Source organism: Pseudomonas sp. S5F11 (assembly GCF_019641515.1).
GTDB lineage: Bacteria > Pseudomonadota > Gammaproteobacteria > Pseudomonadales > Pseudomonadaceae > Aquipseudomonas > Aquipseudomonas rhodesiae.
In genome coordinates this window covers 2687455-2708841 of sequence record NZ_JAIFJZ010000001.1, presented here as the reverse complement: position 1 = coordinate 2708841, position 21387 = coordinate 2687455, and the positions used below count along the sequence as shown (strand labels likewise).

At 62.8% G+C, this 21387-nt stretch carries 13 protein-coding genes and 1 pseudogene; 10 read left to right on the top strand and 4 right to left on the bottom strand.

What is annotated here, in order from left to right; genetic code table 11:
* Positions 1-151: 151 nt before the first annotated feature.
* The 6 genes and pseudogenes from K1567_RS12215 to K1567_RS12195 all read left to right on the top strand — a co-directional run bounded on the left by K1567_RS12215 (position 152) and on the right by K1567_RS12195 (position 6515).
* Positions 152-2302: a DUF1631 domain-containing protein gene (locus K1567_RS12215; RefSeq protein ID WP_220698532.1), complete on the top strand. Its 2151-nt coding sequence runs from the start codon at positions 152-154 to the stop codon at positions 2300-2302.
* Positions 2303-2363: 61 nt separating this feature from the next.
* On the top strand, positions 2364-2924 hold the full coding sequence (gene ampD / locus K1567_RS12210; protein WP_034095840.1) for a 1,6-anhydro-N-acetylmuramyl-L-alanine amidase AmpD: 561 nt from the start codon (positions 2364-2366) through the stop codon (positions 2922-2924).
* The gene (gene ampE, locus K1567_RS12205) at positions 2924-3760 is read left to right on the top strand and encodes a regulatory signaling modulator protein AmpE (protein ID WP_220698531.1); all 837 of its coding nucleotides are present in this window, start codon (positions 2924-2926) and stop codon (positions 3758-3760) included. Before ampD ends, ampE begins: the two co-directional genes overlap by 1 nt.
* A gap of 198 nt (positions 3761-3958) precedes the next feature.
* A pseudogene (locus K1567_RS27975) lies at positions 3959-5050 on the top strand (methyl-accepting chemotaxis protein); the annotation flags it as partial.
* On the top strand, positions 5027-5956 hold the full coding sequence (locus K1567_RS27970; protein ID WP_376753347.1) for a methyl-accepting chemotaxis protein: 930 nt from the start codon (positions 5027-5029) through the stop codon (positions 5954-5956). The pseudogene K1567_RS27975 and the gene K1567_RS27970, both read left to right, overlap by 24 nt.
* Before the next feature lie 127 nt (positions 5957-6083).
* Positions 6084-6515, top strand: coding sequence for a hypothetical protein (locus tag K1567_RS12195; protein WP_034095843.1), 432 nt, complete (start codon positions 6084-6086; stop codon positions 6513-6515).
* Here K1567_RS12195 and K1567_RS12190 read toward each other — a convergent pair.
* Both K1567_RS12190 and cra read right to left on the bottom strand, forming a co-directional pair.
* Positions 6462-7238: a TatD family hydrolase gene (locus tag K1567_RS12190; protein ID WP_220698530.1), complete on the bottom strand. Its 777-nt coding sequence runs from the start codon at positions 7236-7238 to the stop codon at positions 6462-6464. The genes K1567_RS12195 and K1567_RS12190 overlap by 54 nt on opposite strands.
* A 2-nt stretch (positions 7239-7240) precedes the next feature.
* Entirely contained in the window at positions 7241-8236 is a 996-nt protein-coding gene (gene cra / locus K1567_RS12185) for a catabolite repressor/activator (protein ID WP_034111727.1), read from the bottom strand.
* Positions 8237-8530: 294 nt separating this feature from the next.
* Here cra and ptsP point away from each other — a divergent pair, with 294 nt between their 5' ends.
* The 4 genes from ptsP to K1567_RS12165 all read left to right on the top strand — a co-directional run bounded on the left by ptsP (position 8531) and on the right by K1567_RS12165 (position 15717).
* The gene (gene ptsP / locus K1567_RS12180) at positions 8531-11389 is read left to right on the top strand and encodes a phosphoenolpyruvate--protein phosphotransferase (protein WP_220698529.1); all 2859 of its coding nucleotides are present in this window, start codon (positions 8531-8533) and stop codon (positions 11387-11389) included.
* Positions 11390-12331 carry a 1-phosphofructokinase gene (gene pfkB, locus K1567_RS12175; RefSeq protein WP_047881664.1) on the top strand — a complete coding sequence of 314 codons (942 nt, stop codon included), beginning with the start codon at positions 11390-11392 and terminating at the stop codon, positions 12329-12331.
* 11 nt (positions 12332-12342) lie between these two features.
* Positions 12343-14061: a PTS fructose-like transporter subunit IIB gene (locus tag K1567_RS12170; RefSeq protein ID WP_220698528.1), complete on the top strand. Its 1719-nt coding sequence runs from the start codon at positions 12343-12345 to the stop codon at positions 14059-14061.
* 114 nt (positions 14062-14175) lie between these two features.
* Positions 14176-15717, top strand: a complete 1542-nt coding sequence (locus tag K1567_RS12165) for an alkaline phosphatase D family protein (protein ID WP_220698527.1) — start codon at positions 14176-14178, stop codon at positions 15715-15717.
* A 525-nt stretch (positions 15718-16242) separates the two neighbouring features.
* Here the strand turns inward: K1567_RS12165 and K1567_RS12160 are convergent.
* Positions 16243-18768 (bottom strand): sulfite reductase flavoprotein subunit alpha, encoded by a 2526-nt coding sequence (locus K1567_RS12160; protein WP_220698526.1) that lies wholly within the window; start codon positions 18766-18768, stop codon positions 16243-16245.
* 128 nt (positions 18769-18896) lie between these two features.
* Entirely contained in the window at positions 18897-21197 is a 2301-nt protein-coding gene (locus K1567_RS12155; protein ID WP_034111733.1) for a TonB-dependent siderophore receptor, read from the bottom strand.
* Between the last annotated feature and the right edge of the window lie 190 nt (positions 21198-21387).

Genomic DNA, 21387 nt, shown 5'->3' with positions numbered 1-21387 from the left:
CTGGCGCTTGCCCCCCGGTTTGCAAGATAATCTCGCGCCTTGCAATTGGCGTCATAGCTTTGACGTCTGCTGGCGTGCAGTTATCCACAGGGTCGATACGGCCTGTCGATGATTGTCGCCCAACTCAATACCGCCGTTTCAGGAGGCCAGGATGCACAACGACGGAAAGGTGGTGCCGATTAATAAAGCGCATGCCACGCCATCGCCGCTGGCCCGCCTGCCGGTTGTGTTGCTGCAAGTCCGCGACAAGGCGGCGCAGCAGCTGCAGCAAGGCTTGCAGGAACTCTTCGATAACGCCGACGACACGCTGTTTGAAATGGCCGACAAGGCCCGCAGCACCGTCGATCACCATATTTTCTTTGAAGCCATGCGCGACCTGCGCCTCAAGCGCAAGAACTTCGAGCGTGTATTCATGGAGCGCCTATTCGCGGCGTTTGCCAGTCTTGGCGAGGCTGGGCGCGGGGAGCTGCAGTTGGTGCCAGTGGTTTCCTACGATGCGGCACCTGGTTCGTCCCATGACGCACTGGAAAAAACCGTGGCGCTCGAAGCCATGCTGGGCCGCGTCCGGCATCGCGATGGACTGGCACTGTCGCAGCTCACTGCGCGGCTGAGTGCGGTACTGGGCAATGCCCTGGATGAGCGTGAGAACCCCCTGGGCCCGGCGCTGCTGTGCGAATTTTTCTTGCAGGCGGGGCGCAGCCTGGGCGTGGAGATTCGCGTCAAACTGATCATGCTCAAGCTATTCGAGAAGTATGTCCTCAGCGATGCCGATCAACTCTACGCCGAAGCCAATCAATTGTTGGTCGCCACGGGGGTGTTGCCGGAGCTCAAGACCGTGCCTTCGCGCCGTGCCGGTGGGCGGGCCGCCCGTGAACGCTCGCGCGAAGACGCATTGCCGAGCACCGATCAACCCCTCGACGAAAACGGCCAGCAAGCCTTTGCGGCGCTGCAAGCCTTGCTCAAACCCGTGCGCGGTAGCGTGACGCCGACCCTCGAAGCCAGCGCCGAACCCCAGCCTATCGCCACGCGGGACCTGCTGCGCCTGTTGTCCCATTTGCAGCAGTACGTGCCGACGCCGGACGCCGAGGACGATTTCGACCTGTGCAACCAGCTGGAGCAATTGCTCACCCGCGTCAGCGTCAAGAGCGGCAAGTCACGGGTGGTGGAGGAGGCCGATGAAGACGTCATCAATCTGATCGCCCTGCTGTTCGAATTTATCCTCAACGACCCTACCGTCCCGGACGCTTTCAAAGCGCTGATCGCGCGCCTGCAAATCCCAATGCTCAAAGTGGCGGTGCTGGACAAGAGTCTTTTCAGCCATGCCGGCCACCCGGCGCGGCGCCTGCTGAACGAAATCGCTGCGATGGCCTTGGGCTGCAACCTGTGCGATGACTACCCGCGTGACCCTTTGTACCTGCGCATCGAGCAGGTGGTGCAGCGTTTGCTCAATGAGTTTGTCGAAGATCCGGCGATTTTTGCCCAATTGCTCGCTGAGTTCAGCGCGTTCGCCGCCGATGAGTGTCGCCGCAGCGAGTTGCTCGAACAGCACACCCGCGATGCCGAAGAAGGCCGAGTGCGCACCGAGGCGGCCCGTCAGCGGGTGGCCGAGGTGCTCAACAGGCGGCTGCTGGGCAAAGTGTTGCCCCTCGCCGTGGTGCAGTTTCTGCAACAGGCCTGGAGCCAGGTGCTGTTGTTGGTCAGCCTCAAGCACGGTGAAGAGTCGGTGCAATGGCAATCGGCGCTGCGCACCATGGACGAACTGATCTGGAGCGTCGGCCTGCAGGAAGACACCGAGGCCGGGCGGCGCTTGCTGGAGCATTTGCCCGGCTTGCTCAAGGCGCTGCGCGACGGTTTGACCAGCGCGGCGTTCGACCCTCTCAGCACCCGAGAATTTTTCGTCCGCCTCCAGGCTATGCATGTGCAGCCGGCGGACGGTGTCGACGAGCTGATCGAAGTACGCGAGCCTTTGGTATTCAGCGAGCTGCCGCCGGACTCCGCGCTCGACCTGGCGCCCAACGATCCCGACCTGCTCAGGGTTCATCAATTGCGGGTCGGCGCTTGGGTCATGTTCCAGCAGAATGGCGTCGTTACCCAGCGTTGCAAGCTCGCGGCGATCATGGCCCCGGCCAACACGTATGTGTTCGTCAGCCGCACGGGGCTCAAGGTGCTGGAAAAAAGCGTCGGCCAAGTGGCGCTGGCGTTTAAGCAGGGCGTCTTGCAGGTTCTGGACGACAGCCCGCTGTTCGAGCGTGCATTGGCTGCCGTAGTGAGTAAGCTGCGGCAACTCAATCACGGCAAGTGATCGCAACCTCGGGGTCGAACGCGGCATACTGGTCACCTGTTGCCCCATTCAAGGAACCTGTATGCAGTTGGACCCCGCCAGCGGTTGGTGCCAGGGCATTCGTCATTGCCCTTCGCCCAACTTCAATCAGCGCCCCGCAGGCGAAATCTCACTGCTGGTGGTGCACAACATCAGCTTGCCACCGGCGCAGTTCGCCACTGGCAAAGTGCAGGCGTTTTTCCAGAATCGCCTGGATGTCACGGAACATCCTTACTTTGAAGGGATTGCCGACCTACGGGTATCTGCGCATTTTCTGATTGAGCGCGACGGGACGGTGACGCAGTTTGTGTCCTGCCTTGACCGGGCCTGGCATGCCGGTGTTTCGCAGTTCGAGGGGCGGGAAACCTGCAACGATTTTTCCCTGGGCATTGAACTGGAAGGCACGGACGAGCTGCCGTTCACCGATGCCCAGTACCATGCACTGATCGACCTGACCCGCCAATTGCAGGCGGCTTACCCTGATATCACCCCGCAACGCATTTGTGGCCACAGCGATATCGCGCCGGGACGTAAGACCGACCCCGGCCCCGCTTTTGATTGGAAGCGCTTTCGCAGCGCCCTGCAGGATGGAGGACACACCTGATGAGTTTCCTGGTACTGGTGTTGGCGGTCTGGATCGAGAAGTTTTCGGCCCTGCGTCATCGGTTGCAGCGCGATGGCGGCTGGCTGCGCGAGCTGGCCAAACTGGAATCGAGCCCACGTATGGCGCAGCGGCCTTGGTTGATTCTGACCTTGTTGGTGTTACTGCCGGTGGCATTGCTGGCGCTGTTGCTGCTGGTACTGGAACCGGTGGCTTATGGCTTACTGGCGCTGCCGGTGCACCTGCTGGTGGTGATCTACAGCCTGGGCCGTGGCGATCTGCTGGCTGATCTGGGCCCGTTCCGCGATGCCTGGCGACGCGGCGACTTGCAGGCCGCCGAGCACGTCGCCGAGCGCGACCTCAAGCTGGGCGCCGACAGCGGCGAGCAACTGCTCGATCGGGTCCAGGGCCACCTGTTATGGCAGGCCTACCAGAGCTTTTTTGCGGTGATTTTCTGGTATTTCCTGCTGGGCCCGGTCGCTGCCCTGGCTTATCGCCTGTTGGCGTTGGCCAGCGAACACAGCCAGAACCCGCTGGTCGCCGAGCGCGCCGGGCAAATGCGCCACGCCTTCGACTGGTTGCCAGTGCGCCTGCTGGCCGCCAGTTTTGCCTTGGTGGGCAACTTTGTCGCGGTCAGCCGGGTCATGCTGCACGAGCTACTGAGCTGGGACATCAGCGCCGCCCAACTGGTGGATAAAGGCGGTCTGGCCGCCGCCGAGATACCGGCGCCGGCAGTGGGGGCCGACGGTATCAACAGCCTTGACCGCCTATGGGAACTGCTGCTGCGCGCGGCTGTGCTGTGGTATGCCGGGTTCGCCATCTGGACGGTGTTGCCGTAAAGCGCAGACCGCGTTACGTGGGAGCCCCTTCGGCTCCCACTGGCTGTTAACCTTAAGTTACAAAACTCCCTTTCAAATTGAGCTATACAGACAGAGCGCCAAATAGTGGCTTTCTGCCGCCGCCCTGCGCCCTCAATAAAAATAAAACAAAAAGGGAGTTCACCTGTGAAGAGCTTGCTCTATCCCGCCGTCGCGCTGATGAACCGCCTGAGCTTCGGCCTGAAGTTCAGCCTGATCAGTGTGTTGTTCCTGTTGCCGATGCTGGTCACCAACTATTTCCTGGTGCGCGATTCGTGGCGCGAATTCCAGGGCACCCGCGTCGAACTGCAAAGCCTCGACGTGCTCGGCAGCAGCCTGGCCCTGCGCCGTGACCTGGAAACCCTGAATAATCAGGTACAAATCAACGCCACTCTGGGCCAGTCGGGTAAGGCGGGCGACCTGGAAGGCAAGATCAGCGCCTTGGAGCAGAGCGTACTGAGCCGCTTGCAGGGCTTTACCGCGATGGCCACAGACCCCGAGCAAATCGCGGTGTTCGAGGCCAAGCGCGACGAATTGATCGGCGCGTTCAAGGCCCAGCAACAGGAAACTTCGCTGCTGAGTAAAAGCGCATTGATCGGCAAGCTGCTGAACAAGGCGCAGATGCTCGGCCAGATCGTCGCCAGTCAATCGGGCTTGAGCCGCGACCCCCAAAGCGATCTGCGCCAGCTGACTGAGTTGATCACCAGCGTTACGCCGCAGGTGACCCAAACACTGGGAGAAGGGCGGGCCATGGGCGCCTATTCGCTGGGGCAGGGGTTTCTCAACTCATCGTCCAGCACGCGCTTTGACGAACTGCTGCAGCAACTGGAAAAACTCCACGGCGAATATGGCTTGAAACTGCAGGATGCGCTGGGCTCCAGCAGTGCCGCGCACACTGCGCTCGACGGTCTGGCCAAGGCCAGTAACGCCAGCCTCAAGCAAGGCAGTGAGCTGTTCGAAGAGCAGGTGGTCATGGCCGAGACCCTCGATGCGCCCTGGCAGACGTTCTACGATGCGGTCAGCCAGTTGATGGCCCAGACCTATCAACTCGATGAGGCCACCCTGGGGTTTCTTGAGCAACAGTTGCAGCATCGCCTGACGCAGAACCGCCTGCACATGGTGGTGCTGGTGTCGGCGCTGACCGCCGTGTTTTTGCTGATCTTCTACCTCTACGCCGGTTTCTATGCCTCCACGCGCACCACATTGCGACATCTGGGCACGATGATGGACAAGGTGGCGGCCGGTGATATGACCGTCTCCTTCGTGGCGCGCAGCCGCGATGAACTGGGTGACCTGGGTCAGGTGTTCAACGGCACCGTGGCGAAAATCCACGATCTGATCGAGCGCGTCGGGCACACCGTCAACCAGGTCGAGCAGCAGGCCGGTCAGGTGGAAACGGTCTCGGCGCAGAGTAACCAGGCCGTCTGCGGCCAGCGTACACAGATCGAACAGGTGGCGACGGCCATGAACCAGATGTCGTCCACCGCCCAGGAGGTGGCCCGCAACGCCGCTGCAGCCGTGAGCAGCGCCCACAGCGTCAACCAGGAGACCGTCAGCGGTCGCAGCCTGGTGCAATCCCAACAGGGCAGCATCGCGCGGTTGGCGTCGGAGATCGACCAGTCGGTACGGGTGATCAACCAATTGGCCACTGACAGCCAGGCCATCAGCACGGTGTTAGAAGTGATCAAAAGCATCGCTGAGCAAACCAACCTGCTGGCGCTCAATGCCGCGATTGAGGCGGCGCGGGCCGGTGAGCAGGGGCGCGGTTTTGCGGTAGTAGCGGATGAGGTACGTACCCTCGCGCGGCGCACGCAGCAGTCCACCGAAGAGATCGAGCAGATGATCAGTCGCTTGCACAGCGGTGTGGACGCGGCGGTCAAGGCCATGGGCAGCAGCCATGAAATGGCCAATGGCACGGTCGGGCAGTCGGAACAGGTCCAGCAGGCGTTGGAGAATATCCTCGGTGCCGTCGGCATGATCGTGGATCAGAACCAACAGATTGCGGCAGCCGTGGAACAGCAGACCGCCGTGGCCCACGATATCGACCAGAACATCGTCGAAATCAATCGCGCCGGCGAGCATGCCGCCGACGGTGCGCAGCAGACCGCTGCGGCCAGTCAACGCTTGTCATTGCAGGTGGTGGAGTTGAAACAGCTGATCGGCGCCTTCCGCGTGTAAGGCGTAGGCGTAGGACTAAAGCGTTAACGGGTGTGGTGTGCGTCTGAATTTTCCGGGGTGTCTTTTCTGGCCGCGTAGATGAGTGAGAATTTATTTCATTCAAACCGGGAGCCGGGGAGGCACCACGATGACCGCTGCACTCGGCATCAAAGGGCAATGCGCCCATTGCGATATCACCTTTGAACTCAAGCCTTGGCAATTGAATGCCATCGCCATCGAAGAGCCCTTCGACTGCCCGTATTGCCATCGGGAGCTTGAACTCAAATGCCCTCGCCAACTGCGCCATTTCAAGTCCCTGGAATATTGGGCGTTGGTGCGTCCAAGCATGGTGACGTTCACTTGCGTGGTGCTGATCGTGGCGCTGGTGGCAGAGTGGGTGGGGCTGATCAGTGTGATTGGGCAGTTCAATATTTCGCTGGTGGTGTTGCTGGTGCATTTCATGGTGTTGCGCTATGCCCGTCATCGCCAGCGCATCACCCTCAACCTGCACGCCGTCGAACCGACGCTACCAATTGAACAACTCACGCGCATTGCGTGTGCTCGCCTCGGCCAACGATAGCGGGTCGATACCCATATGCTCGGCCAGGGCCTGGCAAATGTCCGGCAAGTGCTCGGGGCTGTTGCGCTGGCCGGGGTACATGGCGGGCGGCATGTCGGGCGAATCGGTTTCCAGCACCACCGCGTCCAGCGGCAGTTGTGCCAGCACCTTGTGCATGCGCAACGCCTGGGGCCAGGTGGCGGCGCCGCCCAGGCCGAGCTTGAAACCCAGCTTGATGTATTCGCGGGCTTCTTCGCGGCTGCCGGCAAACGCGTGAATGATGCCGCCGCGCGGCACGCGGATGCGCTTGAGCGTGGCAATCACCGCCGCATGGCTGCGGCGTACGTGCAGCAGGGCAGGCAACTGAAAATCCACCGCCAGTTGCAGTTGCGCTTCAAACAGCTGTTGCTGACGTTCGCGGTCCAGGTGTTCGAGGAAGTAATCCAGACCGATCTCGCCCACCGCGCAGAGTTGCCGATGGCCTTGCAGGCGGGTCAGCCAGTCACCTAATGCCCTCAGATCGGCGGGGCGGTGATCGTCCAGATACACCGGATGCAGGCCGAACGCAGCGAACAGGCCTTCATCCGTCTGCACCAAATCCCACAACCGCTGCCAATTCTGCTGATACACCCCCAGCACCACCATGCGCTGCACGCCCAGCTGGCGGCTGTGGGCGAGGACTTCCCGGCGGTCGCTGTCGAATTCCGGGAAATCAAGGTGCGTGTGGGTGTCGATCAGCGTCACGTTCACGCCTCGTGAATACGCTGCTTGAAGGTGCGGCCGATGGCGTGTACGCCCGGTTGGTACTGCTCTTCTTCGATGGCGGCCAGGGCCAGGCGCAGCGCGGTGTCAGCGATCAACTGATGCTGCTGGGCCATGGCGTTGACCGGCAGCGGCAGGAAGTCCAGCAGTTGGGTGTCGCCAAACGTGCCCAGGCGCAGGGGCCGTGATTTGAGCGGGTAGTCGTGCAGTGCGTCGAACACCCCTTGGAGCAGCACGTAGGACGTCGTCACCAGCGCGTCAGGCAAATGGCCCAGCCGCTGCAGCAATTGCTCCATCAGCTGTCGGCCACAATCGCGGCTGAAGGCTTCGCCGTGTTCGATGAGCATCTCGCCGGTAAAGCCTTTCAACGCTTGCTGAAAACCGGCGGCGCGTTCCTGGCTGATACTCAGCTCGGGCCGCGCGCCGATCAGCACAATCTGTTTAGGCAATGGTTGCAGCAGGCTGCTGGTCAGTTGCTGGCAGGCCTGGCGGTCGTCGCTGACCACCGAACAGAACTGCGCCGGCTCCATCACCCGGTCGATGGCGATTACCGGCAGGCCTTTGGCTTGCAGCTCGCGGTAGCTGTCGTCGCTGGTGGGCAGGCAACTGGCCACGAACAGCGCATCGCACCGCCGGGCGCGGAACAGTTGCAGCAATTGGCGTTCGCTGTCGGCATCGTCGTCGGAGCTGGCGATCAACAATTGATAGCCACGCGCGCGTGCGCCTTGCTCCAGCAATTTGGCGATACGCGCGTAACTGGGGTTTTCCAGGTCGGGCAGAATAAAGCCCAACGTGCGCGTGTGCCGGCTGCGCAGCCCGGCGGCCTGGGGATTGGGGGTAAAGCCGTGGGCCTCCACCACCGCACGCACTCGTTCGACGGTGGCGTGGCTGATGCGTTGCTGGGCGGCTTTGCCGTTGATGACATAACTGGCGGTGGTAACGGACACACCGGCCAGACGTGCGATATCACTGAGTTTCAAACCGGGATTTCCTTGTTTTTTGGAGCTTGCCCCGACATTTTGTCCAATCGTAACCGATTACGGCACACGACCAATGTCCCAGCTCAATCGCCGAGTGGTCCTTCAAGGATGCACAATTAACGCGTAATCTGCCTTAAATTCTAGATTAAACGTTTCAGCCAGCGTATTTTTACGACGTTCGCGACCGAGCGGCTCCTGCCAACTGACCGCTCAGTCAGTAATTTTCAAACACCCCTACACTGTTTTATTCAAAACAATACCTAGTGCGCCCAGCGCACTAACTAGGAGAACGGCATGCTTGAGCTCACTGTAGAGCAGATATCCATGGGCCAGGTGGCTGTGGATAAATCTGCTGCCTTGCACCTGCTCGCTGACACACTGGTGGCCGACGGTCTGGTCGCCGAGGGCTATCTGAGTGGCTTGCAAGCCCGTGAAGCCCAGGGCTCGACGTTTCTCGGCCAAGGTATTGCGATCCCCCACGGCACGCCAGAAACCCGCGACCAGGTGTTTGCCACCGGCGTGCGTCTGCTGCAGTTCCCCGAAGGGGTGGACTGGGGCGACGGCCAGATCGTGTATTTGGCCATTGGCATTGCCGCTCAATCCGACGAACACCTTCGCCTGCTGCAATTGCTGACCCGCGCCCTCGGCGAGACCGACCTGGGTGAGGCGCTGCGTCGCGCCGCCTCCGCAGAAGCTCTGCTGAAATTGCTGCAGGGTGCACCGCAGGAGCTGGCGCTGGATGCACAGATGATCAGCCTGGGCGTGTCCGCCGACGATTTTGAAGAGCTGGTATGGCGTGGCGCCCGCCTGCTGCGCCAGGCCGATTGCGTCAGCAACGGCTTCGCCGCCGTATTGCAACAGGTCGATGCGCTGCCCCTGGGCGACGGCCTGTGGTGGCTGCACAGCGAGCAGACCGTCAAACGTCCGGGCCTGGCGTTCGTCACCCCGGACAAACCCATGCGTTACCTGGGCCAGCCGCTCACGGGCCTGTTTTGCCTGGCCAGCCTGGGCGAAGCGCACCAGGCCTTGCTTGAGCGTTTGTGCGCGTTGCTGATCGAAGGCCGTGGCCAGGAACTGGGCCGCGCCACCAGCAGCCGCGCAGTGCTTGAAGTATTGGGCGGCGAACTGCCACCGGACTGGCCGAGCGCGCGCATCACCCTGGCCAACGCCCACGGCCTGCATGCCCGGCCGGCGAAGATCCTGGCGCAGTTAGCCAAGAGTTTTGACGGCGATATCCGTGTGCGCATCATCGATGGTCCGGCCACCGCGGTATCGGTCAAAAGCTTGAGCAAGCTGCTCAGCCTCGGCGCCCGCCGTGGCCAGGTGCTGGAGTTCGTCGCCGAACCCGGCGTTGCCGGTGATGCGCTGCCGGCACTGCTGGCCGCGGTGGAGGAGGGGCTCGGTGAAGAGGTCGAGCCGCTGCCGACCGTTAGCGCGCCACCCGAAACCCTGGACCTCGAACCACAGCTCAGCGCACCGGCCTCCGGTAGCCAGATCCAGGCTATCGCTGCGGCGCCGGGGATTGCCATTGGCCCCGCTCATGTCCAGACCCAGCAGGTGTTCGACTACCCACTGCGCGGCGAGTCACCGGTGATCGAGCGTCAGCGTCTGCATGCCGCCCTGACCGACGTGCGCCGCGATATTCAGGGGCTGATCGAGCGCAGCCCATCCAAAGCGATCCGCGAGATTTTCATCACCCACCAGGAAATGCTCGACGACCCGGAACTGACCGACGACGTCGACACTCGCCTTAAGCAAGGCGAAAGCGCCGAAGCCGCGTGGATGAGCGTGATCGAAGCCGCCGCCAAACAGCAGGAGTCGTTGCAGGACGCCTTGCTCGCCGAGCGTGCCGCCGACCTGCGGGATATCGGCCGTCGCGTGCTGGCGCAACTGTGCGGCGTCGAAACCGCCCAAGAGCCGAATGAGCCGTACATCCTGGTGATGGACGAGGTCGGCCCGTCCGATGTGGCGCGCCTGGACCCGGCGCGCGTCGCCGGTATCCTCACCGCTCGCGGTGGCGCCACGGCCCACAGCGCCATCGTCGCGCGTGCCCTCGGTATCCCCGCGCTGGTCGGTGCTGGCGCCGCCGTCTTGCTGGTCGCCGCCGGCACGCCGCTGTTGCTCGATGGCCAGCGCGGCCGCCTGCATGTGGACCCCGATGCCGCCACCCTGCAACGGGCTACCGTCGAGCGCGATACCCGTGAACAACGCCTGCAAGCGGCCTCCGCCCAGCGCCATGAAACAGCTCTTACACGCGACGGGCATGCCGTGGAAGTGTTCGCCAATATCGGCGAAAGCGCCGGTGTCGCCGCAGCGGTGGAGCAGGGCGCCGAAGGCATCGGTTTGTTGCGCACCGAACTGATTTTTATGGCTCACCCACAAGCGCCGGATGAAGCCACCCAAGAAGCCGAGTACCGCCGCGTACTCGACGGCCTCGGCGGGCGCCCGTTGGTGGTGCGCACCCTCGACGTGGGCGGCGACAAACCGTTGCCTTACTGGCCGATTGCCGAGGAAGAAAACCCTTTCCTGGGCGTGCGTGGCATTCGCCTGACCTTGCAACGCCCGCAGATCATGGAAGCGCAGCTGCGCGCGCTGTTGCGTTCGGCGGATAACCGCCCGCTGCGCATTATGTTTCCCATGGTCGGCAGCGTCGATGAGTGGCGCGCCGCCCGTGACATGACCGAGCGCCTGCGCCTGGAAATCCCGGTGGCCGATCTGCAACTGGGGATCATGATCGAAGTACCGTCGGCCGCCTTGCTGGCGCCGGTGCTGGCCAAGGAAGTGGACTTCTTCAGTGTCGGCACCAACGACCTGACCCAATACACCCTGGCCATCGACCGTGGCCACCCAACCTTATCTGCCCAGGCCGATGGCTTGCACCCGGCGGTGTTGCAGTTGATCGATATCACCGTGCGCGCCGCCCATGCCCACGGCAAATGGGTCGGCGTGTGCGGCGAACTGGCGGCGGACCCGCTGGCAGTGCCGGTGCTGGTGGGCTTGGGAGTGGACGAACTGAGCGTGTCGGCGCGCAGCATTCCCGAAGTGAAGGCGCGTGTGCGCGAATTCAGTCTGAGCCAGGCCCAGAGCCTGGCACAACAAGCGCTGGCGGTGGGTTCCCCCGCTGATGTGCGAGCCCTCGTGGAGGCGGTGTAAATGGCAAGGATTCTGACCCTGACGCTGAACCCGGCGTTGGATCTCACGGTGCGCTTGGCCCGCCTGGAACCGGGTGAAGTCAACCGCAGCGAAACCCTGCTGACCCATGCCGCCGGCAAGGGCGTGAATGTGGCGCAGGTGCTGGCCGATCTGGGGCATCAATTGACCGTGGGCGGTTTTCTCGGTGCGGACAACCCGCAAGCCTTTGACGCGCTGATCGCTCGTCGCGGTTTTGCCGACGCGTTTATCCGCGTGCCGGGGGAAACCCGCAGCAATATCAAAATCGCCGAGCAGGACGGTCGTGTCACCGATATCAACGCGCCGGGCCCGCAGGTGAGCGAGCAGGCGCAACAGGCCTTGCTCAACCAGCTCACTCTGATCGCTCCCGGTCACGATGCGGTGGTGGTCGCCGGCAGCTTACCGCGCGGCGTCAGTGCGCAGTGGCTGCACGATGTGTTGGTGCAGTTGAAAGGCCTCGGTTTGAAGGTTGCCCTGGACACCAGTGGCGAGGCGCTGCGTGCCGGTCTGCGAGCCGGCCCGTGGTTGGTCAAGCCGAACACCGAAGAACTGGCCGATGCCCTCGATTGCCCCACCGACTCCCTCGAACAGCAGCGCCAAGCCGCGCAGCGCCTGCACGCCCAGGGGGTGGAACATGTGGTGGTATCCCATGGCGCCGACGGTGTGAACTGGTTCAGCCCGACGCTGGCGCTGCATGCCACGCCGCCCAAGGTCAGCGTGGCCAGCACCGTGGGTGCCGGGGATTCGTTGCTGGCCGGCATGTTGCACGGTCTGCTCAGTGGCGAGGGCCCCGAACAGACCCTGCGCCGTGCCACGGCGATTGCCGCGATGGCGGTGACGCAGATCGGTTTCGGCATCAGCGATGACGCGCAGTTGGCGCATCTGCAAAGCGGCGTCGATGTACGCCCGCTCACAGAACAATAAGAGGGTTAGTCATGAAGTTAGCCATTGTTACTGCCTGCCCCAACGGCATGGTCACCAGTGTGCTGTGCGCCCGCTTGCTGGACGCCGCCGCGCAGCGCCAAGGCTGGAGCACCAGTGTCGAAGTGGTGGATGTGCAGCACCCCGAGCGCGCGTTATCCGAAGCGACCCTGGCCGCCGCCGAGTGGGTGTTGCTGGTCAGCAGCACGCCGGTGGATATGCAGCGCTTCATCGGCAAGCGCGTGTTCCAGAGCACGCCGGCCCAGGCGTTGGCGGATGTGGAAGCGGTGTTGCGTCGCGGTGCTGAAGAGGCTCAGGTGTATGTCGCCAGCCAGGCGCCCGTCGCGGCAAAAAATGCCCCGCGCATCGTCGCCGTCACCGCGTGCCCGACCGGCGTGGCTCACACCTTTATGGCCGCCGAAGCCTTGCAGCAGACGGCCAAGCGCCTGGGTTACGACTTGCAGGTCGAGACCCAGGGCTCGGTGGGCGCGCGTACGCCGCTGAGCGCCGACGCTATCGCCAATGCCGATGTGGTGCTGTTGGCGGCAGATATCGAAGTGGCTACCGAACGCTTCGCCGGCAAGAAGATTTACCGTTGCGGCACCGGCATTGCTCTCAAGCAATCCGAAGCGACCCTGAACAAAGCCCTGGCCGAAGGCGCTGTGGAAAGCGCCGCCGGTGCGCCGGTAGCCAAGTCGGAAAAGACCGGCGTCTACAAGCACTTGCTCACCGGTGTGTCGTTCATGTTGCCGATGGTGGTGGCGGGCGGCTTGCTGATCGCTCTGTCGTTTGCGTTCGGCATTCATGCGTTCGAACAGGAAGGCACCTTGGCGGCGGCGTTGAAAACCGTCGGCAACAGCGCGTTTACCTTGATGGTGCCGCTGCTGGCCGGTTATATCGCCTATTCGATCGCCGACCGTCCGGGGATCGCGCCGGGCATGATCGGCGGCCTGCTGGCCGGCACCTTGGGCGCGGGTTTTATCGGCGGCATTTTTGCCGGTTTCCTGGCCGGTTACTGCGTCAAAGGTGTCACGCGCGTGGTGCGTCTGCCGCAAAGCATGGAAGCTCTCAAACCGATCCTGATCATCCCGTTGCTGGCGAGCCTGTTCACCGGCCTGGCGATGATCTACCTGGTGGGCCCGCCGGTGGCGCGCATGCTCAGCGGCTTGACTGAATTCCTCAGCACCATGGGCACCACCAACGCGGTGCTGCTGGGCATTCTGCTGGGCGGCATGATGTGCGTGGACCTGGGCGGGCCGATCAACAAAGCGGCGTATGCGTTTTCCGTCGGTTTGCTGGCCGCCCACAGCGGCGCGCCGATGGCCGCGACCATGGCCGCCGGCATGGTGCCGCCCATCGGCATGGGCATCGCCACGTTCCTGGCGCGGCGCAAATTCGCCCAGACCGAACGCGAAGCCGGCAAAGCCGCGATGATCCTCGGGATGTGTTTTATCTCCGAGGGCGCGATCCCCTTCGCCGCCAAAGACCCGCTACGCGTAATCCCGGCGAGCATCGCCGGCGGTGCGTTGACCGGCGCGCTATCGATGTATTTCGGCTGCGTACTGGCCGCGCCCCACGGTGGTTTGTTTGTGCTGGTGATCCCGAATGCCATCAACCATGCGTTGCTGTATCTGCTGGCGATCGTTGCGGGCAGCCTGCTGACCGGGGTGGTGTATGCGCTGATCAAACGGGCGGAAGTGGTGGAGCTGAGCGTCGCGCCGGCCAACGCCTGACACGGTCTGGCAGGGCCCGAAATTGTGGGGAGGCAAGCCTCTCCCACAGAGTGTCACACCCGCTTCATCCCCGCGTGGTTAAGTGCCTCTTTTGAGACTCAAGAGGGCACCTGCATGAGCCACTTCGATCTGGGCCGTCGCCGCGTGATGCAAGCCGTCGGCGCCGGTCTGTTATTGCCGGGCCTGGCGCCGGCGGTGATCGCGTCGGTCAAGGACCGGCCGCAACTTACCGATGGGGTGCAGTCCGGCGATCTACTGGGCGACCGCGCGATGATCTGGAGCCGCAGCGACCGGCCCGCGCGGATGGTGGTGGAATGGGACACCCGCAGCGTGTTCAGCAACCCGCGCCGTTTTGTTTCGCCGCTGGCCGACAACCGCACCGACTTCACCGCCCGCGTTGAACTGACTGGCTTGCCTGCCGACCAGGCGGTTTTCTATCGCGTGCATTTCGAAGACGCCCAGAGCGGCGTGGCCAGCGAGCCCTGGTTCGGCCACCTGCGCAGCGTGCCGCAACAGCGCCGCGACATTCGCTTTGTATGGAGCGGCGACACCGTCGGCCAAGGCTTCGGCATCAACCCGGACATCGGTGGCATGCGCATCTACGAAGCCATGCGCTTGCGTCTGCCGGACTTCTTTATCCACAGCGGCGACACCATCTACGCCGACGGCCCGGTGCCGGCGCAACTGGCCACTGAAGGCGGGCGTATCTGGCGCAATATCACCACCGACGCCAAGAGCAAAGTCGCCGAGACCCTGGACGAATACCGTGGCAACTACCGCTACAACCTCATGGATGAAAACGTGCGCCGCTTCAACGCCGAAGTACCGCAGATCTGGCAGTGGGACGACCACGAAGTGATCAACAACTGGTCGCCGAGCAAGCAATTGGACGAGCGCTACCAGACCCGCGACATCAACACGCTGGTGGGCCGCGCGCGCCAGGCCTGGCTGGAATATTCGCCGATGCGCCGCCAAAGCGCCGACGGCGGCGGGCGCATCTATCGCAAGCTCAGTTATGGCCCGCTGCTGGATGTATTCGTGCTCGATATGCGCAGCTACCGTGGCCCCAACGATGACAACCTGGGGGCGGCCAAGCCGTTTCTGGGGCGTGAACAATTGGACTGGCTCAAGAGCGAACTCAAGGGCTCCAAGGCGCAATGGAAAGTCATCGCCGCCGACATGCCCATCGGCCTGGGCGTGCCCGACGGTGAAGTCAGCCCCGGCGTGCCGCGTTGGGAGGCCATCGCCAACGGTGAGCCGGGCCCGGCCCAGGGCCGCGAGCTGGAAATCGCCGAACTGCTGGCGTTCCTGCGTGCACAGCAGGTACGCAACCATGTGTGGCTGACGGCAGACGTGCACTACTGCGCGGCGCATCACTACCACCCGGATCGCGCGGCGTTCCAGGATTTCGAGCCGTTCTGGGAGTTTGTCGCCGGGCCGTTGAACGCTGGCAGCTTCGGGCCCAATCCGCTGGATAAAACCTTTGGGCCTGAAGTGGTGTTCGAAAAAGCGCCACCGGCACAGAACACTTCGCCGTTTGCCGGGTTTCAGTTTTTTGGCGAGGTGAATATTGATGGCCAGACGGGAGAGTTGACGGTGATCCTGCGCGACTTGGATGGAGTCTCAGTATTCGAACAGAAGTTGCAACCCACCTGACTTGAAATGCAGTCCCACTGTGGGAGGAGGCTTGCCCCCGATGGCGGTGTGACAGTTAATTATCAGACGACTGATCCACCGCTATCGGGGGCAAGCCCCCTCCCACAGTGGATCGCGCGGCGGCAGCTTTGGGCCCAATCTGCTGGCTAAAACCTTTGGGCCTGAAGTTGTGTTCGAAAAAGCGCCACCGGCACAGAACACTGACTTGCAATGCAATCCCAATGTGGGAGGGGGCTTGCCCCCGATGACGGTGTGACAGTTATTTATCAGACGACTGACCCACCGCTATCGGGGGCAAGCCCCCTCCCACAGTGGACCGCGGGGCGGCAGCTTTGGGCCTAATCCGCTGGATACAACTTTTGGGCCTGAAGTAGTGTTCGAAAAAGCGCCACCGGCATAGAACACTGACTTGCAATGCAATCCCAATGTGGGAGGGGGCTTGCCCCCGATGACGGTGTGACAGTTATTTATCAGGCGACTGATCCACCGCTATCGGGGGCAAGCCCCCTGCCACAGTGAGTGACCTCAGTACACGTCGCGGCGATAGCGGCCTTGTTCGATCAAGCGCTCCACCGCCTCGCGGCCGAGGATATCCAGCAGCGCCTGGTCCACCCCGGCAGCCATGCCCTGTAAGCTCCCGCACACATAGATCGCCGCGCCATCGGCCAGCCATCTACGTAGCACGTCGGCCGATTCGCGCAGGCGATCCTGCACGTAGATCTTCTCCGCCTGATCGCGGGAGAACGCCAGGTCCAACAGCGCTAGATCGCCGCTGGCGAGCCAGCCTTGCAGCTCGTCCTGGCACAGGTAGTCGTGGGCGATATTGCGTTCGCCGAACAGCAACCAGTTACGTTGCTGGCCTTCGGCAATGCGCGCTTTCAGCAAGCTGCGCAAGCCGGCCAGGCCGGTGCCGTTGCCCAGCAGGATCAGCGGCACCGGCGCGTCCGGCAGGTGGAAGCCGCTGTTGCGCCGCAGACGCAGGCTGATCGCGCCGCCGAGAGCCGCGTGTTCGGTGAGCCAACCCGAGCCCAGGCCCAGGCGGCCGTCGGCGCGGCGTTCCTGGCGCACGATCAGTTGCAGCACGCCGTCGCTGGCAATCGAGGCGATGGAGTATTCGCGCATGCTCAGCGGCACCAGAGCATCCACCAGCGCTTGGGCGTGCAGGCCGACCAGATGCGCGCGGTTGTCCGGCAATTGGCGAGTGGTCAGGGCCTGATCGAGCGTCTGTGCCAGCCCTTCGATGAGTACGCCGTCGCTGCCTTGCAGGCCCAGGCCCGCCAGAAAGTGCTCGACTGCCGACGCGGGATTACGCGGCAGGATTTCCACCAGGTCGCCAGCGTCCCAGTGCTGCGGCGACGTCGACGTGAGGCCCAGCAGGTACACGCCTTCGCCTGCGCTGCCGGGGTTGAGCAGGGTGCGCTGGCTCAGTGTCCAGTGCTCGTACTGGGCGCTGGGCCAGGCGGCGGCGGGGGCGTGGCCGGTCAGTTCGCCCAATTGTTGCTGCCAGTGCAGTAGGGCTTGGGTATCGCCGCTGTCCACTTCCACCGGCGCGAACAGCGCCGTGCCGCCCTGGTTGGTCAGCCAGAAATGCAGGCGTCGGGCGAAGCCGCAAAAGTGCGGGTACTGACGATCCCCTAGGGCCAACACCGCGTAGTTCAAATCGTTGAGCGACAGAGCCTGGCCAAGCACGCCGCGCTCGAAACCACGGGCGCTGTCGGGGGCTTCGCCGTCGCCGAAGGTGCTGACCACGAACAGCGCGTTGTGCGCTTGGCGCAGGTCCTGCGCATTGACGCTGCCCAGCGCCTGCACCTTCACTGGCAGGCCGGCGGCCTGCAATTGCCCGGCGGTCTGCCAGGCCAGTTGCTCGGCGAAACCGCTCTGGCTGGCAAAGCCGATCAGCCACGCCGGTGCGTCGCTGAGGTTGGCGCTGAGGCGCTGGCGGGCGTCGCGCACTTGGCGTTTTTTGCGACGGCGATCCAGGTACAGCAACCAGCCGGTGATAAAGAACAACGGCATCAACAGCGAACTGACGGTCAACACGATCCGCCCGATCAAGCCAAAGTAGCTGCCGGTGTGCAGGGCATAAATGCTGGTCAGTAACTGAGCCTTGAGGCTCTTGTCGGCGTAGCGATCGTGGGATTTGACCTCGCCGGAGGCCGGGTCCAGGTTGATCTGGTTGAGCGCGCGGTCATGGGGCGAGTCGCTCAGCAGGTAATACACGGTGGCCGGTTGTCCGGCAGCGCCTGGCATGCGGATGTTGTAGGCGCTCAGGTCCGGGCCGGCGTTGCTGTAGAGGCTGCTCCAGATCGCGTCGTAGTTGGCCACCGGTGCAGGGCCTGTCGGCGCTGGGCCGCGCGTGCGTACCCGTTCGTTCTGCGGGGCATCGGACAGCAGTTGGGTCAGCCCTCGGCTGTACCAATCGTAGGACCAGGACAACCCGGTGAGTGCCGCCAGCAGGTAAAACAGCAGGCACCAGGTGCCGAACACCGAATGCAGGTCCCAGTTGAAACTGCGGCCCTTTTTGCGCCAGTCCAGGGTCAGCCAGGCGCGCCAACTCGCCACTTGGCGCGGCCAGCGCAGGTACAGGCCGGAGAGGCAGAAAAACACCAGGATCAGGGTGCAGGCGCCGGTGATCTGCCGGCCGGTTTCGCCGATGGCGAGGAAGCGGTGCAGTTGCAGGACAAAACCGAACACATCCTGGCCCACGGCGTCGCCCAGGTACTCGCCGGTGTACGGATCGAAGTAGCGCATCTGGCCACGTCGCTCACCCGGTGGCGGGGTAAAGGCCACGCGTGCGGCATTGCCGCTGTCACGTTCCACCCACAGCATCGCCACGGTTTTGCCTTCGGCGACTTCGAGCTTGCGCACCAGTTCGGCCGGTGGCAGCACCCCGGCTTCGCGTTTTTCCACATGCAGGACGCTGGGGTTGAGGGCCCGCAGTATTTCATCTTGGAACGACACCGCCGCACCGGTGATCCCCATCAAGGCCAGCACCAGCCCGGCAGTAATGCCGAAAAACCAGTGCAACTGAAACAGGGTTTTCTTCAACACGTCGGACCGCCTCGCTCATCGGGATATAAATGCCACGGCGCGCATTATGCCGTGGGTTGTCGAGAAACTTTGTTGTTTAACACGCAAAAGCCCCACGCATTCGATGCGTGGGGCTTATGGGCCAGCGTTTAGAAATGGAAGCTGGTGGTCAGCAGCGCCGTGCGACCCGCCGCCTGATTGGCGAAGTGGGTCGAGAAGGCTTTGTCGTAGTAGACCTTGTCCGTCAAGTTCTGCACGTTCAGTTGCAGGTCGACGTTCTTGGTCAGCTTGTAGCTGGCCATGGCGTCGTAGCGGGTGTAGGACGGCACATACACGGTGTTGCCCACGTCGCCGTAAACCTGGTCGACATAGAACGCGCCGCCGCCAATGGTGAACTTGGGTGTAAGGGCATAGGTGGTCCACAGACTGAAGGTGTTCTTCGGCGTGTTGGGCATCTGGTTGCCTTCGTTGGAACCGGCGCTGATCACCCCGTTGCGACCGTTACGGCCAGCCTTGACCAGTTCGCTGTCCAGGTAGCTGTAGCCGGCGAACACTTGCCATTGCTCTGTGATTTTGCCGCTGGCGGACAATTCCAGACCATCGACCCGAGACTCGCCGGCGTTCTGGTAGGTGAGGGCATCCACCAGAATGCGCGTGTTTTTCTTCTCGGTGCGGAACACGGCGGCGGTCAGCGAGAGGCGGTCGTGGAACAGGTCCCACTTGGTGCCCAGCTCATAGTTGACGGTTTCTTCCGGTTGCAGATCGCTGGTGGCGGCGCCGGCGGACAGTGGGTTGCCGTCCGAACCTTCGCCGACCAGGCCGCCTGGCGGGGTGGCTGAGGTGGCGTAGGAGGCATAGATACTGCCGTTTTCCAGAGGCTTCCAGACCAGGCCGGCCTGCCAGTTGAAGAACTGGCTGTCGTCCTTGATTTTGCTGCGTGCCTTGACCGTCGCACTAGGCACCGCATTGGTGTTGGCTTCGGTGTCGAAAGTGTCGTAGCGCAGGCCGACGTTAAGCAGCCATTTCGGGTCCAGTTCGATGGTGTCGAACACGTACGCGGCGCGGCTAGTGGCTTTGGTGTTGGTGCCGTTGTAGTTGCGGGCGACGGAACCGGTCCAGGCATCGTCCGGGTTCGGGTTGCTCAGCGACGTGCATTGGCCGCCCAGGCCGCCTTTGGCCACGGTGCAGATCGGGTTGGCGTTCGGGCTCACGGTGTAGCTGCTGACGCGGGTTTCTTCGCCGGTGAATTCCAGGCCGGTGGAATAGGTGTTCTTGAAGCCCAGGGCCTGGAAACTGCCGAACAGGTCGGTCTGGTTGGTGGTCGTGGTGGTGGTGGACACCCGCGAGTTGGCACGGCGCCACACGGTGCCGAATTTGTTTACGTTGAGTTTGCTGTCGTCCGGCTGGGTCAGTACGTAGTCCTGGCCAGTGCTGCCGTGGCGCAGGGTGTTTTTCAGGGTCATGTTGTCGTTCAGATCGTGCTCGATGGAGAACGTACTGATGTCGGCGCGGGTCTTGCGGAAATCGCGGCCTTTGAGGCCGTAGAAGTTATCGCTGTCGCCGCCGTCGTTGGGTTTGTCGTGGACGTGGGCGGTGGCGGTGGCCGAACCGTAGCCGTAGGGAATCCCCGAGTCTGGCAGGTCGTCGCTTTCCAGATGGTAGTAGCTGAGGTTGACGCGGGTGGGGGTGCCCAGGCCGAAGGTCAGCGAAGGCGCAACGCCCCAGCGGTCGTAGTTCACGGCATCGCGCCCGGCCACGTTCTGCTCGTGGCTCATCAAGTTCAGGCGGAATGCGGCGCTGTCGTCGAGGAATTGGCGGTTCACGTCGAGCACGTAGCGGCGGGTCTGGTCGGAACCGTAGGTGAAGCCGCCGTTGGTGAAGTCCCGTGCCTGTGGGGTCTTGCTCACCAGGTTGAGGCTGCCACCGGCCGAGCCGCGTCCGCCGAAGGAGGAGTTCGGGCCTTTGCTGACTTCGATGGATTCGATGTCGAAAATCTCACGGCTCTGGCCGCCGGTGTCGCGCACGCCGTCCAGGTAGGTGTCGCCTTGGGCATCGAAACCGCGGATAAACGGACGGTCACCCTGAGGGTTACCGCCTTCACCGGCACCGAAGGTGATACCCGGTACGGTGCGCAGCGCATCCTGCAACGAGGTAGCGGCGGTGTCCTTGAGTACTTGTTGCGGCACCACAGTGACCGAGCGCGGTGTGTCCACCAGCGGTGCGGTGTATTTCTGCGAGGCAGCTTTTTCCACTTGGTAAGAGGTGTCGTCCTGTTCCTGGCCGGTAATGCTGGTGGCGCCCAGAGAGATGCTATTGCGCTCGCCTTTTTGTTCGGTGTCTTCAGCCGCTTGCGCCAAGTGGGCGGCAGAGCTGGCGCTCAGAGCGACGCCTATGGCCGAGGCCAGCATGCGTGGTGAACCGGCAGAGGTTTTTGTTGAAGTGCGCGACATGACGTGTCCTTTCCCCAAGGATGTGAGGCGGCGGAATATAGGGTGAACACGACTTTCTATCAATTGCGATACATTGCTAATTGCACTGAATTTACATTCTTTACACTTTTTGCTTACGGTTTTTACGATCTCATCCGTCCTTGGGTTTTACAGCGTGGATAAGAATCAATACCATTGGCGTCCCTCCGCA

Coding starts and splice junctions, on each gene's coding strand:
- K1567_RS12215 (WP_220698532.1), top strand. CDS start 152: ATGCACAACGACGGAAAGGTGGTGCCGATTAATAAAGCGCATGCCACG.
- ampD (WP_034095840.1), top strand. CDS start 2,364: ATGCAGTTGGACCCCGCCAGCGGTTGGTGCCAGGGCATTCGTCATTGC.
- ampE (WP_220698531.1), top strand. CDS start 2,924: ATGAGTTTCCTGGTACTGGTGTTGGCGGTCTGGATCGAGAAGTTTTCG.
- K1567_RS27970 (WP_376753347.1), top strand. CDS start 5,027: ATGACCGTCTCCTTCGTGGCGCGCAGCCGCGATGAACTGGGTGACCTG.
- K1567_RS12195 (WP_034095843.1), top strand. CDS start 6,084: ATGACCGCTGCACTCGGCATCAAAGGGCAATGCGCCCATTGCGATATC.
- ptsP (WP_220698529.1), top strand. CDS start 8,531: ATGCTTGAGCTCACTGTAGAGCAGATATCCATGGGCCAGGTGGCTGTG.
- pfkB (WP_047881664.1), top strand. CDS start 11,390: ATGGCAAGGATTCTGACCCTGACGCTGAACCCGGCGTTGGATCTCACG.
- K1567_RS12170 (WP_220698528.1), top strand. CDS start 12,343: ATGAAGTTAGCCATTGTTACTGCCTGCCCCAACGGCATGGTCACCAGT.
- K1567_RS12165 (WP_220698527.1), top strand. CDS start 14,176: ATGAGCCACTTCGATCTGGGCCGTCGCCGCGTGATGCAAGCCGTCGGC.
- K1567_RS12155 (WP_034111733.1), bottom strand. CDS start 21,197: ATGTCGCGCACTTCAACAAAAACCTCTGCCGGTTCACCACGCATGCTG.